Raw genomic sequence first — 14413 nt, 5'->3', positions numbered from 1 at the left:
AGGCGGCATGTGAGAGCTCTCTTACTATGGGGCGGACAGGAGAGTCAGGGGCGGCCCGTCCAATCGGATGACCCGGTCCGCCCGGTCCAGAACGGCAGGCTCATGGCTGACCAGGATGACAGGGGCGGCCAGCTCCCCCAGGGCGGATAGGATGCGGTCTGCCCGCTGAGGGTCCACCCCTGCAAAGGGCTCGTCCAGCAGATAGAGGGAACCGCCCAGGGCCAGCGTGCGGACCAGGGCCAGACGCCGTCCCATGCCGCCGGACAGATGGGCGGGATAGGTACGCTCTTCCCCTTCCAGCTCTGCCAGCCGCAGCCAGCGGGGGACCTCCACCCACCGGGGGCGGGGGAGCACGTCGGTAAGGTGCTGCTCCACGGTACGCCAGGGGAAGAGGCGGTCCTCCTGAAAGAGCAGGGCAGCGGAACGGAGGGACAGGCCGGTGATCCGGCCGGAGATGGGGTGCTCCAGCCCGGCCAGAACCCGCAGCAGGGTGGTCTTGCCGCAGCCGGAGGGGCCGGACAGGGCGGTGATCCCCGTCTCAGGCAGGGTGAGGGAGAAGCGGTCCAGCACCCGCTTCTCTCCAAAGGTGACGGTGACCTCCTCCAAACAGATCATGGCGACCACCTCCTGTTTATCCGGTTCAGCAGAGCAGAGAGCAGTTTTTCCAGGGTAAGGGACAGAAGGAGGATAACCAGCGTCCAGGCAAACAGGGAGGGGGTCTCCAGATAGTCCCGGGCCTGGACGATCTGCGTGCCCACCGCCCAGGCGGGGCGGCAGAGCACCTCGGCGGCCACCCCGGACTTCCAGGCAAGGCCCAGAGAGGTGACCACTGCGCTGAGAAAGTAGGGCCGCACCGAAGGGAGATAGACCAGCCGGACGGTTTTGAGGCGGGAGAACCGGAGCGCTCCGGCCTGTTCCAGCAGCTTGGGGTCGGTCTCCCGGATGCCCCGGCCCACGTTCCCCCACACCACCGGCAGCACCATCAGGGCGGAGACCACCACAGGCACCAGACCACGGCGGGTCCACAGCAGGACGAAGAGGATGAAGGAGACCACTGGCACCGCCCGGATGACCCGGACGGCGGGGGAAAGGAGGACATCCGCCCATCGGCTGGCGCAGGTGAGGGCGGCGGTCAGCGCCCCCAGCAGAGTGCCGGCCAGCAGTCCGGCCAGGACCCGGACCAGGGAGAGCAGGGCGGTCTGCCAGAAACTGGGCACCCCCGCCAGCTGGATCAGCGTTCCCAGGACCGCGGCAGGGCCGGGAAGGATGAAGGACTGGCCCACAGCCAGGGCGGCCAGCTGCCACACCACCAGCCAGAAGGCCAGGGGAAGGAGGGGCCGCAGCAGACGGTCAGGGCAGATAGTACAGGCTGTCATAGGGGATGCTGCCGCCGATAGCGGCGGGGTCGGCGCGGTACAGGACCTCGTAGTAGGCCTGGACGGTGTCCTGCATCTCCTCCCCGGTGAGCAGGGTGAGATTGCACTGGGGGATGGCGGCCTCCGCGATCTGGGCGTTGGCGGTGATGCCGTATTTGGCCACCAGCTCCGCCGCCTCCGACCGGTTGCCCTCGTCAGACATGAAGGAGATGGAGTCACCGTACAGGTCCAGGAAAGCGTCCACGGCCTCAGGATGCTCCTCCACGAATTCCCTGCGGGCTACGATGCAGCCCATGGGCAGAGGGGTGGAGGAGACGGCATCCCACTCAGCGCTCAGGTCCAGGGCTTGGCGCACGCCGGGGTCCTTCATCAGCAGGGCAGTGGCGGCGGGGACGGGCAGCATGCACACGCCGTCCTCGGCGGAAAGCATGTTGGCAGTGACCTCCTGGGCGGTGAGCCACTGGATGGTCACATCCGCGGCGGGGTCCAGCCCGTTCTGGGTCAGCAGATAGTTGAGGATGTACTCCGGGTTGGCCCCCTGGCCGGTGGCGTAGATGGTCTTGCCCCGCAGGTCGGCCATGGACTGGATGGAGTCCCCCTTCTCCAGGATGTACAGCACACCCATCGTGTTCACTGCCAGCATCTGAATGGAGCCGTCGGTCTTGTGGTAGAAGTTGGAGGCCACATTGGTGGCCACAGCGGCGATGTCTGCCTCGCCGTTGGACAGCAGGGCGGTGGCCTCGCTGTTTTCCGTCACCACGACGGAACTGACGGAGATGGGGCTGTCAGCAGGAACGTGTTCCGGGGCGTAGTACTCCATTAGATAGGCAGCCCCTACACCGGTAGGGCCGGAAAGGACGGCCAGATCGATGGGGAGGACCTCATCGTTCGGGGCGGGGATGCCGGAAGAGGAGGTGCTGGAGCTGACGGAGGAGATGGCGCCGCCAGACTGGGAGGGTGCCTCTGCGGGACGGCAGCCCGAGGCAGAGAGGAGGAGCAGGGCGGACAGGAGCAGGGGCAGAAGCTTGGTTCGTTTCATGGCAGGATTCCTTTCTCAGATTTGGACGGATACACCTATTCTGGGCAGAGACGGATCGTTGACTGGATTTGTACACCGAAGGGGAAATTTTCTTACCCGGAGCCCCGGACACCCTCCAGAGCGGCCGGATCGGGGACGAGGATGGCCCGTCCCTCCCGCCGGATCAGGCCGGCCTGTTCCAAGTCCTGAAAGGCCCGATACACCGAGGCGCGGCTGATGCCCAGCTGGCGGGCCAGACCGGAGGCGGAGCACTCCACTGCGCCATAGGAGAGGCTGCTGAGCAGATAGCGGACCACCCGGCCCTCCGTATCCCCCACAGCCAGGGAACCCAGCCGGGCGTTGAGGAAGCGGATGCGGCCGGTGAGATAGGTCAGATAGTTCCGGCGCAGCAGGGCCTCCTCCCCCAGAAGGCGGTCCAGCAGCTCCTGGTCCAGTAGGAGGCAGCGGCAGATCCCTTGGGCGGTGAGGGTGGTGGCATAGTCGGGGGCGTCGTTGTAGAGGGCGGCGGCGCCGAAGAGATCCCCTGGCTCCAGGGTGCTGACGGTGAGGCTGCCCTTGGTCACCAGTACCCGTCCGGAGAGGAGCAGCCCCAGACAACGGCGGAAGCGGTCGGGTCGGTAGATCTCTGCGCCGGAGGAGAAGTCCTCCACCGAACAGCCGGACCGCGCCAGGACATCCCGGACCAGTGCCTCGGGACATGCCTGAAACAGGGGGCAGCGGAGGAGCAGATCCCACTGGTGCGGAGGGAGAGAGACAGGCATGGAGGTCAGCTCCTTTCCAAAACTGTCTCATTTGAGACGGTTTTATTGTAGAACAGCTGGAGGGAAATGTCAAGGGAAAGAGCATACGCCATGAAAACATGTAAGACCGGTATATGAGGAGGGGCGCGCACGGAAGGGAGAGGGAATTACCTGTATGGTAAAACGCCTGGGGAGACAGACGACCCTGTCTGCCTCCCCAGGCGTTTTTACCATATCGTTCCGCCCCAGGGGTCAGCCCTTGAGCAGATCCTTGAAATAGGTGTCTGCGTAGTGGATGGCGCCCACTGGGTTGTGGGCCAGCACCCGGTCTTTTACCACCAGGGTGGTAACCAGTGCTTTGGAGTATTGATAGAAGAGGGAGTCGTGGCCCACACAAAGCCCCAGACAAATATTGAATTGGGTGTCCTGGCTGTTGAGCAGCTCGGCCTGGGCAATGGGGTTGCACATGGCCTCAAACTGGCCGGGCTGGAGCTTGCACTCCTCCGGCACCCCGGCCCGGGACTTGTCCAGTCCGCCGGTCTTGCAGATGACGGACACCACCTGGAAGCCGTTATTCCGCAGGACCCGCTCCACCACAGCGGCCTCCTTCTTCAGTGCCGCACAGAAAGCCAGGCCCAGCTTTTGATAGTGCATGGATCGGGAGAACTCCACGATCTCCTTCAGGCGGGGCCAGCGGCAGTAGCCAGCCGACTCGATGGCGGCGCTGGTGACAAAAAAGTCGTGGTTTTCCTCTGACCAGTAGCGCTCCAAAAGCCGGTCAAAGAACTCCGGGTCCCGCATGGGACAGTTCCGGGGCAGGTCCCCGCCCCCCTTCTGGCAGGAGCGGAGGGTACAGCTGGCACAGGTGTACATACAACAGATCCTCCTTACAGTCTCTCATTCTTCGTCAGGCTGATACAGCTCCGGACGGAACACTCCGCTCTGGTCCCGGCACCAGGCGGTGCCTGGTTCGGAGTCCAGCAGAGGGATGATGTCCGGGTCGTAGTTGCACAGGGTGTTGAGGTGATAGATGCCGCTGCGGCCGGGGTCGTCCATATAGCTGTCGCTCTCATCTCCGGCGGTGAAGCGCCAGCCGCTATCCCAATTCTCGTCCCCCTCCTCCGGCTCCTCCCTGTAGCAGTAGCCCACCCGGCAGCCGTCCACCAGGATGCGGTCAGTGGCGAAGCAGCCCTGGGGGCCCTCCCCGTCATAGAGGTGCCGGAGCTCCCGCTGGGGGATGGCGAACTCCTTCTGGGGGCGGTCGGAGAGGACGCTGGGGCGGTCCACGTCCACCGTCTCCAGGTCCTCCTCGGGAAAGAGGTCCAGCAGCTCTCCGGCACTGTGGGAGAGCTTGAAGTCCATCTCCTCCTGATACAGAGGGAGGAGCTGATAGAAATTTACCTCATCGCCGCCGGAGAGGGGACAGACCGACGCCTCCTGGGGGAAAGCACCGGGGTTGACCAGCATGATGCCGTTGAAGCGGGTGTTTTCCGCAAAGGGGGAGCCGTCCGGGTTGGCAATGGTATGGCCCCAGCCCAGCCAGCTGTCCTCGTTGATGGGCAGGCGGGCCAGGATTTTCAGCCAGCGGATGGGCCAGTACCACGCCTCGCCCTCTTCGCCCACCTTCCAGTCGGGGGGCAGGCAGATAAACAGCTCAGCCCGCTCCAGCTTCTGGCCGGCCAGATCCTCCGGCACGTTCATGGCGTGGGCCCCCATGCCGTGGGTCATCAGGATATAGTAGTTCCGCTCCGGGCTTGGGGGGATGATGTAGATGTCCACATGGATATTGGGGGAGACGATCTCGTGGAACACGTTCTCCGACGATCCGAAATAGGTGTGGATATGCTGGTCCACGGTGTCCCAGTCCTCCTGGCCGTACACCTCGGGACAGCACTGCTTGGCGGCGATGTACTTCTGGCACTGGCGGATGAACTCAGGGGCATCCGGGTCCTGGGGGGCCAGCTCTGCCGCCCGCTGGAAGTGGGGCAGGGCTTCCTCTTCACGGTCCAGATAGAACAGGGCGTAGCCCAGCCGGTAGTGCCACAGGGGGTCCTCCTGTCCCTGGTCTGCGATGGACTCCAGAAGGGAGACGGACTTTTCCAGCGGCCCGGCCTCCTCGGGCCCGGCCAGGTTGTTGTAGGCCCGGGCCAGCTGGCAGGTGAGCTCATAGCCCCGCTCCGGCTGGGGGATGGCCTCGATGGCGTCGATGATCCGCTGATATTGGTCCTCCTCGTGCCAGCGCTGAAGCTGGCCGAGCAGTTCCGTATCCAGGTCCTCCATATTTGGAACCTCCTTCTTCTGACTCTGTCCGGCGCCGGATGTCAGGCCAGACTGGCCAGATAGGCGGCCGGGCCGCTCTCGTACAGGTCACCCCCGTGGGCGTCCAGGATAACGGTGAGGGGGAAGTCCTCCACCTCCAGACGGCGCACCGCCTCACAGCCCAGGTCCTCCCAGCAGATGACCTCCAGCTCCTTCACGCTGGCGGCCATCAGGGCCCCGGCACCACCCAGGGCGGCCAGGTAGACCGCCCCATTGCGGACCACCGCATCCTTCACGGCCTGGTCCCGCTTGCCCTTTCCGATCATGATGAGCTGGCCCAGGTCCAGCAGGCGGGGGGAGTAGGCGTCCATCCGGCCGCTGGTGGTGGGACCGGCGGAGCCGATGACCTGACCGGGGCGCTCCGGAGTGGGGCCCACATAGTAGACGGCGGAGCCCTCCACGGGGAAGGGCAGGGAACCCCCGGTGTCCAGCAGCTCCATCATCCGCTTGTGGGCGGCATCCCGGGCGGTGTAGACGGCCCCAGACAGGAGCACGGTGTCACCGGTCCGCAGGGGGGCGAGGTCCTCTCTTGTAACGGGGGTTCTGAGTTTATATTGCATGGAAATCCCTCCCAAATGGCTTGGTCGATATTTTAGATGGGTATTACAGATGATCCAGCAGAAAACGGTGGACCGTATCCGCAATCTCTTTGGGGCGCTGGCGGTATAGATCATGGGGGAGCTCAAACAGATGGAAAGAGGAGGTGGAAAAAGCAGAGAGATAATTCCTCGCACACATCCGCCATTCTTCTTTGGGAAGAGGAGTGCCTTTGCCGTTGGAAAGCAGAAACAGCGTGGGGACAGAGGCAGGCGGTCCCTCCTGACGTATCTGACGGATGCTGTGGGGAAGGGCTTTTGCCTCGTTGATCCAGACGATGCTGGCAAAGTTCCGACGGGCGGCGGGCACCAGGTCCTTCCGAACTGAGGCGGGACAACGCCTCAGCAGAGAGTGGGAAGCGAGCTGGAAAAGTATGGCTCGCTTCCAGTCGGGGCGGCCCAGATGTTCCAGATGGTGCAGGACAGAGGCAAGATCCATGTTCTGATAGGCATCGGGAGTGGCGGGGTCCAGTCCCACAAGGGCGGAAATCTCCTCTGGATATTTAGAGGCCCAGTGCAGTGCCTCCAGAAACCCCATGCTGTGGGCCGCCAACACCACTGGAAAAGGGTGCTTCAGTGCGGCCAATACCCTGCGGTACTCCTCCACCACGGTGTCCACATCCCGGGGGGCCTCGGTCAGATCACTGAATCCATAGCCGAATTTGGAGGGGATCAGGACGGAGTACCATTCTCTCAGGGCATCGGCCAGAGGGGCGTATTCCAGTCCAGGGAAGAGGATATTGGAGCCGGACAGGATCACAAGTGTGACCGGCCCTGATCCCCCAGAGGATACCTGGAAGGCCCGGCCGCCTACAGCTACCATTTGCTCGTCCATGACAACACCTCCATGGGCGGTCAGAGCTGGGCGGAGGCCCGGCGGGTCACATGGCAGCTCACATTCACCGCCACGGGCAGGCCGGCCACGTGGGTGGGGGCGGTCTCGATGGACAGGCCCAAACAGGTGGTCCGGCCGCCGAAGCCCTGGGGGCCGATGCCCAGGGCATTGATTTCCTCCAGCAGCTCCTCCTCCAGCTGGGCATAGAAGGGGTCGGAGTTGGGCTGGTCGATGGGGCGGAGCAGGGCATGCTTGGCCAGACAGGCCGCCTTGTCAAAGGAGCCGCCGATGCCGATGCCCAGCACGATGGGGGGACAGGGGTTGGAGCCGGCCAGGCGCACCGTCTCCACCACGAATTTTTTCACGCCCTCCACCCCGTCAGCGGGCTTGAGCATCCCCAGGCGGCTCATGTTCTCCGAGCCGAAGCCCTTGGGAGCCACGGTGATCCGGCACCCGTCCCCAGGCACCAGCCGGAGGGTGATGGCGGCGGGGGTGTTGTCCTCTGTGTTCACCCGGCGCAGGGGATCACCCACGATGGACTTGCGCAGATAGCCCTCGCCGTAGCCCCGGCGGACCCCCTCGTGGACGGCCTGCTCAAAGTCGCCCTGGATGTGGACCTCCTGGCCCAGCTCCACAAACACACAGGCCATCCCCGTGTCCTGACAGACAGGCAGTTCTTCCCGCTCCGCAAGCTCCAGATTGTCCCACAGCAGGCCCAGGGTCTCTTTGGCAAGAGGCCAGGGCTCCTCCCGGCGGGTGCGGTCCAGGGCGGAGACGATGTCGGGGGGCAGGTGAGTGTTGGCTTGGATACACAGCTTTGCCACCGCGTCGGTGACGGCGGCGGCGGAAATGGTACGCATACAGACGCCCTCTTTCTTCGGGTTTTCTCCATTGTACCAAATTTCGCAGAGAGGGGAAAGGGCTGGACGAAAAAAATGCCCCGCCGCAGGCGGGGCATCCTGTTCTTGTGGTGTGAACGGGCGGGAAATTTGCAAAGAATGTCCGTAGCTGCGCTGACCAAAAGATCAAAAGTGGAAGGAAAATACAGCGTGAATGGTCTGGATAGGACCGGACCGGCCGGTATAGGAGGAGCCGCCATAGCTGGAGATAGAGGCAAATGGGTAGTGGAGCCAATGGGTCTGGTGGCGGAGAAAGACGCTCCAGGTGTCAGTATAGGACCACTGCTCCGGGCTGGAGAAGTGAATGTCAGAAGGCTGGGGCATCTGGCTGGCGTCCACCGTGTAGGCCAGGTAGCCCCGCAGATTTTCCGCCTGAGCGGGAATGGAGAAGGCTATCCAGGGATAATAGCGCAGGTGGCCGCCCAACCGCTCCAGCTCCATTCTGGTGGTGTCTATAAGTGGGTAGACATATGGATGCTCTTCCACATATTCCGCCGTCTCCCCGCCGGCCAGCCGGACCCGGGGAGAGGCACACCAGAGCTGTCCCTCCTCGTGCCATAAAAGCCGTCCGGCATAGTCTGTCGTAGGGTACTGGCCGGAAGGGGACACGGAGAACTGCTCCTGAAGACGGAGGCGGGGAAGGACTGAATACCGGAACCAGTGGATCTGCCGAACCTGTCCCTCCGGGAGAAAGATGAGCCAGGAGGACAGCTCTGCTATTCCGTCAGTCAGAGCTTGAGCAGGAAAGGGGGTGTCCGTCTCCGTCCCAGGCCCCTCCGGATCATACCAGAAGACCCCTGATACTGCCGAAGCGTCCGCACACCGCTCCAGTTCCGCGGCATCCAGTGCAGCGGCAATGTCCTCCGGCAGCCCCAGAGAGACCAGCTGGGCCTGGACAGCCGCCTGCTCCGGGGTGAGGAGCGCGGCAGGTTTGCCGGAAGTTGGGATATGTCCACTGACCCATAGCGCGATGGGCAGGGAGAGGAGGACGGCGGCAAAGCTGCCCGCCAGGACAGTGCGGGAAGAGAGACGGACAGGGACAGGGGAGATGTGGTAACCAAATCCGGATAGAGTTTCGCTCTGACGATAGATACAGATCAGAAAACGGAGCTCCAGCAGGATCATGAAAATGGGCCGGCCATAGTAGAGCCACTCGTTGGTGATGGAGAGACCGAGCAGGCCAGGCTGAGAGGCGGGGACCAGCTGGTCCCACAGTGCCACAGCCAAGGCCAGCAGGTGGCAGAGAAGGCCCTGGCCCAGCCAGTCACGGGGCAGATTTTCTGTCCCGGAGGAGAGAAAGACTGCCCGGGTCCCCCGCCACAGGGCCAGCAGCATGAGCAGGGAGGCCCCTTGAAGCAGCCAGGTAAGGGTCCCGTCCACAGCGGGAGACGCCGCAAGCATCGCCATCACAGGCGTGGCGGCGAGCACGTCGAGGGCCATATGGGACGCCAGCAGAAGGGCGGACAACAGCCAGCCGAGACGGAACCAGCGGTTCTCAAGGCGGAGGGAGCGGTAGCCCAGATACACTAGGACAGCGCCCAGCAGCGGGAGGAGATATTGCAGATAGAAGAACTGGAACCGGAAAGTGAGCAGGGCCGTTCCCACTACGATACGGTCCATAGCGGGGCGCCACGGGGTGAAGCGCGGCAGCTCGGCGGGCGGGATCTGAGAGAGCTCCTCCATGATATGGCGGTCAAAGTCGTCTGTTCGCATCACAGCTCACCTCCCAGCAGATGTTGCAGCTTTTTCCGCAGGCGGTAGAGCCTGCCCTCCACCGCCCGCTCCGTCACCCCGAGCTCTGCCGCGATCTGGGCGGTGGACTGAAGGTAGTAATACTTGCGGTAAAACAGCAGATAGTCCCTCCGGCTCAGTGAGGAGAGCGCCCGGGACAGTTCGTTGGCCCGCTCCTGGCGGAGCGGGGCCTCCTCCGGGCCGGGGAGAGGGTCGGGGTGGTCCTCTTCCAATGATCGCGTGCGCGCCTCCTGCCGCCGGCGGGCCCGCAGCCGGTCATAGGCCGCGTTCCGGCAGAGCGCGGTGATCCAGGCGGCGGGAGAGGCGCGTCCGGGGTCATAGAGCAGGCGGCGTTCCCACAGCTTAGCCCGGACCTCAGCGAGGCAGTCCTCCCGGGCGTGGACGTCAGAGAGGATGCCCCGGACGATGTAGTCCATCATGGGGCCGTATTCCGACAGAAGGGGTTCCATGGCGGCGGGGTCGCCGTCACGGAGCCGCTCCAACCAGTTGACAGGGTCCAACCGACTCACCTCCCTGAGTTTTCTTCTATCTCAAGATACGCCGAAGGGGCGGAAATCCCACGAAAAAAGATGCGGCCCTCTCATGAAAGAGGGCCGCATCCGCTGACAGGGGAAAGGGCCGCCGCCAGCTCACTGATGGATACCGCGGTTCTGGTCGCCCTCGGGATTGACGCCGAACTCGTAGTCGTTGCCGGGGAGGATGGCGTTGAGCAGGATGCCCGCCAAGGCGGCGATGGCCAGGCCGGTGAGCGTGATGGAGGTGCCGGCCACGGTGAAGGTGATGCCGCTGGAGAAGCCCAGGCCGCACACCAGGATGACGGCGGCGATGATGAGGTTGCGGGACTTGGTCAGGTCCACGTTGTTCTCCACGATGTTGCGCACGCCGATGGCGGAGATCATGCCGTAGAGAATGAAGGACACGCCGCCCACGATGGCGGAGGGCATAGAGCCGATGATGTCGGCCATCTTGGGAATAAAGGAGAGCACGATGGCATAGACGGCCGCCAGACGGATGACCCGGGGGTCATGGACCTTGGACAGGACCAGGACGCCGGTATTCTCGCCATACGTGGTGTTGGCGGGGCCGCCGAACATGCCGGCCAGGGAGGTGGCGATGCCGTCGCCCACCAGGGTGCGGTGCAGGCCGGGCTCCTGAATGAAGTTCTGACCCACGGTGGCGGAGATGGCGGACATGTCGCCGATGTGCTCCATCATGGTGGCCAGGGCGATGGGGGCCATCACCAGGATAGCGGTGAGGTCAAACTTGGCCATCTGGAAGGGGGGCAGGCCCAGGATGCTGGCCTCGCGCACGGCGGTGAAATCGATGAGGGGGATGGCCTCTCCTGCGGCGTTCAGCACAGTGACGCCGCAGGCGTTCATGATGAGGGCGGCGATATAGGAGACCACCACGCCCATCAGAATGGGGATGATCTTGAACATCCCCTTCCCCCAGATGTTGAAGATGATGATGGTGGCCAGGGCGATCAGGGCCAAAGGCCAGCAGGTGGAGGCGTTGCTCACCGCGGAGGGGGCCAGGGTCAGGCCAATGCACACGATGATGGGGCCGGTGACCACCGGGGGCAAGAAGCGCATGACCTTCTTCACGCCCACCAGGCGGATGACCAGGGCCAGCGCCAGGTAGAGCAGGCCGGCAACCACGATGCCGCCGCAGGTATAGGCCAGCTTATCCTGGGGAGACATGTCCGCATAGATGCCGGTGTTCAGGTTGGCCATGGTGCTGAAGCCGCCCAGGAAGGCAAAGGAGGAGCCCAGAAAGGCAGGCACCCTGAATTTGGTGCACATATGGAAGAACAGGGTGCCGATGCCGGCAAAGAACAGAGTGGTCTGGATGTCCAGGGGCAGACCGTACTGCTGGACCAGGATGGGGACCAGGATGGTAGCGCCGAACATGGCGAACATGTGCTGGAGGCCCAGCACCAGCATCTTGGGGGTGCCCAGCTTCCGGGCGTCGCGGATGGGTTCGTTTGGATTCATGGATAAAACTCCCTTCTCACTTTCTCTGACACACAAAAAAAGACAATCACACCGGTGATTGCCCGCCTGCGGAACAGAAGAGAGGCCCCCAAACCCGATACAGCGACCCGTACAGCACGGTCATGGACCTCTCCTCCCTTCCATTTCCGAACAATCATACCAGAAGAGCGGGAGACACGCAAGTCTTATTGCCGAATTTCGTCTTTTTTTCCGGAATCACCAAAGGAGGGCCCGGGTGGGGGAACAGGTTGGAGGTTGTGTTGATTGACAACGTATGGGGGATACGATACAATAAAAACGATTTTTTTCTTGGGGCGGCGGGCTATCCGGCCCGGGACCGCCTGACAGATTTGAAAAAGGAGCGTCTGCCCGTGAAAAAGCCCTTTGTCACCCTGGAGCAGCTCCAGGCCATCACAGAGCAGTATCCCACCCCATTCCACCTGTACGACGAAAAGGGAATCCGGGAGAATGCCCGCCGCCTGTACCAGGCTTTCTCCTGGAACCCCGGCTACCGGGAGTTCTTCGCCGTCAAGGCCACCCCAAACCCCCAGATCCTGAAGATCCTGCGGGAGGAGGGATGCGGCGTGGACTGCTCCTCCCTCACCGAGCTGATGATGTCCGACCGCTGCGGCTTCCGGGGAGAGGAGATCATGTTCTCATCCAACGACACCCCGGCGGAGGAGTTTGCCCTGGCCTCCCAACTGGGGGCCACCATCAACCTGGACGACATCACCCACATCGACTTTCTAAAGGACACCATCGGATCCATTCCAAAGCGGATCTCCTGCCGATACAACCCAGGCGGGACCTTCACTCTGGGGGAGTCTGAGGAGGGCTTCCAGGTCATGGACAACCCGGGGGACGCCAAGTACGGCATGACCCGGGAGCAGCTGACCCAGGCTTTCCGCCGGCTGAAGGAGCTGGGGGCGGAGGAGTTCGGCATCCACGCCTTCCTGGCCTCCAACACCCTGTCCAACGACTATTACCCCGCCCTGGCCCGGATTCTGTTCCGGGTGGCTGTGGAGCTGAAGGAAGAGACAGGCTGTCACATCACCTTCATCAACCTGTCCGGCGGCGTAGGGGTGCCCTACCGCCCGGAGCAGCCCGCCAACGACATCGCCGTTATCGGGGAGGGGGTGCGCCGCGCCTATGAGGAGGTGCTGGTCCCCGCCGGGATGGGAGATGTGGCCATCTGCACCGAGCTGGGCCGCTTCCTGCTGGCACCCTACGGCTGTCTGGTCACCCGGGCCACCCACGAGAAGCACATCTACAAGGAGTACATCGGGGTGGACGCCTGCGCAGCCAACCTGATGCGGCCCGCCATGTATGGGGCCTACCACCACATCACCGTCATGGGCAAGGAGGACGCCCCCTGCGACCACAAGTACGACGTTACCGGGGCCCTGTGCGAGAACAACGACAAATTTGCGGTGGACCGGATGCTGCCCAAGATCGACATGGGTGATCTGCTGGTCATCCACGACACCGGCGCCCATGGACACGCCATGGGCTACCAGTATAACGGCCGGCTGCGCTCCGCCGAGGTGCTGCTGTGCCAGGACGGCTCCACCCGCCTGATCCGCCGGGCGGAGACCCCGGAGGACTACTTTTCCACCGCAGTGTGGGAGTGAGCTCCCCAGACCACAGATCGAGAGACAGGACCGCCGCGCGTGCCGCGGCGGTCCTGTATTTGAGTGCTTCTTGTTGAGGTGATTTTGTTGCATATCCTGACTGAACTCAGCCTGATCTTTGCCCTGTGCCTGGCGGGGGAGGGGATCGCCGCCCTGCTTCCGGTGGCCTTCCCCGCCAGCGTCATCAGCATGCTGCTGCTCATGGCCCTGCTCTTGACCGGCGTGGTCAAGGAGCGGCGGATCCAGACAGTCTCCCGCTTCCTGGTGACCAACATGGGGCTGTTTTTCATCCCCTCCCTAGTGGGGACCATGGAATATGTGGAGGTCCTGAGGGCCCAGGCCCTGCCCTTTCTGGCCGTTACCTTTCTGACTACGCCGGTGGTCTATCTGGCGGCCGCCTGGACGGTCCAGCTGCTGATGCGGCGGAGCAGAAAGGAGGCAGGGCGTCATGTTTGAAGCGGTGACTTCCTCCCCGTTTTTCGGGTTAGCCCTCACCCTGGGGTGCTGGTGCCTGGGGGTGGAGCTCCAGAGACGGACAGGACTGCTGATCTGTAACCCAGTGCTGGTGGCCTCCCTGCTGGTGATCGGGGCGCTGACAGTATTACGCGTCCCCCTGGAGTGCTACAATGCCGGCGGCGGGCTGGTAAAGCTGATGCTGGGCCCGGCCACCGCGGTGCTGGCCCTGAATATCTATCAACAGCGGCAGGTGCTGCGGGAACACTTTCTCCCCGTGTTGGCAGGGTGTCTGGCGGGCAGCGCCGCCAGCATGGGCTCCGTGCTGCTGCTGTGCCGGCTGTTCCGCGCCGAGGAGATGCTTGCTGCCTCCATGCTGCCTAAGAGTGTCACCACAGCCATCGCGCTGGGCATCTCGGAGAGCGGGGGAGGCATCCCCGGCATCACCGCGGCCGCCGTGGTCATCACGGGAGTGGAAGGAGCCATGCTGGCCCCTCTGTTTGCCAGATGCTTCCGCATCACCGACCCGGTGGCGGAGGGGGTAGCCATAGGCGCCAGCAGCCACGCCGTGGGTACCTCCAAGGCCCTGGAGATCGGCCCCCTCCAGGGGGCCATGAGTTCCATCGCCATCTGCGTGTGTGGGATCTTCACCTCAGTGCTGGCGCTGTTCTTCTGAAGAAGGCAGCGGAGCTGGACACAGAGAGGATAGATAAGAAAGCACAGAAGGGGGGGGGGGGGGGGGGGGGGGGGGGGGGGGGGGGGGGGGGGGGGGGGGGGGG

Annotated in this window: 15 protein-coding genes; 3 read left to right on the top strand and 12 right to left on the bottom strand. The window is 63.6% G+C overall.

The window, feature by feature from the left end:
• Positions 1 to 24: 24 nt before the first annotated feature.
• The 12 genes from NE584_RS12640 to NE584_RS12585 all read right to left on the bottom strand — a co-directional run bounded on the left by NE584_RS12640 (position 25) and on the right by NE584_RS12585 (position 11550).
• Positions 25 to 615, bottom strand: a complete 591-nt coding sequence (locus NE584_RS12640; RefSeq protein WP_050623716.1) for an ATP-binding cassette domain-containing protein — start codon at positions 613 to 615, stop codon at positions 25 to 27.
• Positions 612 to 1376, bottom strand: a complete 765-nt coding sequence (locus NE584_RS12635; RefSeq protein WP_108980730.1) for an ABC transporter permease — start codon at positions 1374 to 1376, stop codon at positions 612 to 614. Before NE584_RS12635 ends, NE584_RS12640 begins: the two co-directional genes overlap by 4 nt.
• The gene (locus NE584_RS12630) at positions 1351 to 2415 is read right to left on the bottom strand and encodes an ABC transporter substrate-binding protein (protein WP_050623718.1); all 1065 of its coding nucleotides are present in this window, start codon (positions 2413 to 2415) and stop codon (positions 1351 to 1353) included. Before NE584_RS12630 ends, NE584_RS12635 begins: the two co-directional genes overlap by 26 nt.
• A gap of 92 nt (positions 2416 to 2507) precedes the next feature.
• Positions 2508 to 3176, bottom strand: a complete 669-nt coding sequence (locus tag NE584_RS12625; RefSeq protein ID WP_050623719.1) for a Crp/Fnr family transcriptional regulator — start codon at positions 3174 to 3176, stop codon at positions 2508 to 2510.
• Positions 3177 to 3407: 231 nt separating this feature from the next.
• On the bottom strand, positions 3408 to 4028 hold the full coding sequence (locus tag NE584_RS12620) for a DUF1847 domain-containing protein (protein ID WP_050623720.1): 621 nt from the start codon (positions 4026 to 4028) through the stop codon (positions 3408 to 3410).
• Between the two features lie 24 nt (positions 4029 to 4052).
• Positions 4053 to 5435, bottom strand: a complete 1383-nt coding sequence (locus NE584_RS12615) for a DUF2185 domain-containing protein (protein ID WP_108980731.1) — start codon at positions 5433 to 5435, stop codon at positions 4053 to 4055.
• Between the two features lie 41 nt (positions 5436 to 5476).
• Entirely contained in the window at positions 5477 to 6034 is a 558-nt protein-coding gene (locus tag NE584_RS12610; RefSeq protein WP_050623722.1) for a Fe-S-containing hydro-lyase, read from the bottom strand.
• 43 nt (positions 6035 to 6077) lie between these two features.
• Positions 6078 to 6905 carry an alpha/beta fold hydrolase gene (locus NE584_RS12605; protein WP_108980732.1) on the bottom strand — a complete coding sequence of 276 codons (828 nt, stop codon included), beginning with the start codon at positions 6903 to 6905 and terminating at the stop codon, positions 6078 to 6080.
• Positions 6906 to 6925: 20 nt separating this feature from the next.
• Positions 6926 to 7765 carry a fumarate hydratase gene (locus tag NE584_RS12600; RefSeq protein WP_108980733.1) on the bottom strand — a complete coding sequence of 280 codons (840 nt, stop codon included), beginning with the start codon at positions 7763 to 7765 and terminating at the stop codon, positions 6926 to 6928.
• Between the two features lie 165 nt (positions 7766 to 7930).
• Entirely contained in the window at positions 7931 to 9520 is a 1590-nt protein-coding gene (locus tag NE584_RS12595; protein WP_133248303.1) for a hypothetical protein, read from the bottom strand.
• On the bottom strand, positions 9517 to 10056 hold the full coding sequence (locus tag NE584_RS12590; RefSeq protein ID WP_108980735.1) for an RNA polymerase sigma factor: 540 nt from the start codon (positions 10054 to 10056) through the stop codon (positions 9517 to 9519). The genes NE584_RS12595 and NE584_RS12590 overlap by 4 nt, the downstream gene beginning before the upstream one ends.
• A 129-nt stretch (positions 10057 to 10185) precedes the next feature.
• On the bottom strand, positions 10186 to 11550 hold the full coding sequence (locus tag NE584_RS12585) for a uracil-xanthine permease family protein (RefSeq protein WP_108980736.1): 1365 nt from the start codon (positions 11548 to 11550) through the stop codon (positions 10186 to 10188).
• Positions 11551 to 11921: 371 nt separating this feature from the next.
• On the opposite strand from NE584_RS12585, the gene NE584_RS12580 reads away from it, so the two are divergent.
• The 3 genes from NE584_RS12580 to NE584_RS12570 all read left to right on the top strand — a co-directional run bounded on the left by NE584_RS12580 (position 11922) and on the right by NE584_RS12570 (position 14310).
• Complete coding sequence (locus NE584_RS12580; protein WP_050625428.1) at positions 11922 to 13181, top strand: diaminopimelate decarboxylase; 1260 nt, start codon at positions 11922 to 11924, stop codon at positions 13179 to 13181.
• 87 nt (positions 13182 to 13268) lie between these two features.
• Positions 13269 to 13637 carry a CidA/LrgA family protein gene (locus NE584_RS12575; protein WP_050623728.1) on the top strand — a complete coding sequence of 123 codons (369 nt, stop codon included), beginning with the start codon at positions 13269 to 13271 and terminating at the stop codon, positions 13635 to 13637.
• Positions 13630 to 14310: an LrgB family protein gene (locus NE584_RS12570; protein ID WP_050623729.1), complete on the top strand. Its 681-nt coding sequence runs from the start codon at positions 13630 to 13632 to the stop codon at positions 14308 to 14310. The genes NE584_RS12575 and NE584_RS12570 overlap by 8 nt, the downstream gene beginning before the upstream one ends.
• The last annotated feature ends 103 nt before the right edge of the window (positions 14311 to 14413 follow it).

It is taken from the genome of Clostridium sp. DFI.5.61, from assembly GCF_024462915.1.
GTDB lineage: Bacteria > Bacillota > Clostridia > Oscillospirales > Oscillospiraceae > Lawsonibacter > Lawsonibacter asaccharolyticus.
Note: the sequence above shows the minus strand (reverse complement) of the source record. Positions and strands in the feature narration are given on the sequence as shown.